Source organism: Burkholderia sp. Bp9012 (assembly GCF_003853825.1).
Classification (GTDB): Bacteria; Pseudomonadota; Gammaproteobacteria; order Burkholderiales; family Burkholderiaceae; genus Burkholderia; species Burkholderia diffusa.
This window is the reverse complement of sequence record NZ_QTQA01000088.1, coordinates 1-532: the sequence shown is the minus strand read 5'-3', so window position 1 is coordinate 532 and position 532 is coordinate 1. Positions and strand designations below refer to the sequence as shown.

The 532-nt window shown below is 58.1% G+C and carries 1 protein-coding gene and 1 tRNA gene; both read right to left on the bottom strand.

Annotated features, from left to right (window positions below; translation table 11 throughout):
• Window positions 1-117: 117 nt before the first annotated feature.
• A tRNA-Met gene (locus DIE11_RS36035) sits at window positions 118-194 on the bottom strand.
• Between the two features lie 142 nt (window positions 195-336).
• The coding region (locus DIE11_RS36030) for an H-NS family nucleoid-associated regulatory protein (protein ID WP_148093076.1) at window positions 337-532 on the bottom strand (196 nt) is incomplete at its 5' end.

Here is a 532-nt window from a genome sequence, read left to right as displayed (position 1 = left end):
GGCAAGCCTCTCGAGTCGTCTTCGGCCTTCAACTTACACCCCGCCTCAAATGCCACTCGATCACGTGATGGCACAAAGCAAAAAGCCCGCTTGCTGTCGCAGAGCGGGCTTCGCAGTTGGTTGCGGGGATAGGATTTGAACCTATGACCTTCGGGTTATGAGCCCGACGAGCTGCCAGACTGCTCCACCCCGCGGCCGCGATTGTAGGCGAACTGGCGCATCACTGCAATCAAAAAAGCCCGCTTGCTTTCGCTTGCGGGCTTCGCTTGGACGCACCTCGCGCCCGACGTCGTCAAAATAACGAAACGCGAGCGAGTTTACAACCCCCAAGTTAATTTACTCTTGGATCAGGAATCGATTCCGATTCTTGGCATCCTTAATCCAAGCCGGCGCACGGCCACGGCCCGACCAGGTCGCGCCGGTCTTCGGGTCGCGGTACTTCGCCTCCGTTGGCGCCTTCGTTTGCGTTCCTGACTTGCCACGACGCGCACCAAAAATGTCTTTCTCGGTAATGCCGTACTCCGCGACCTTG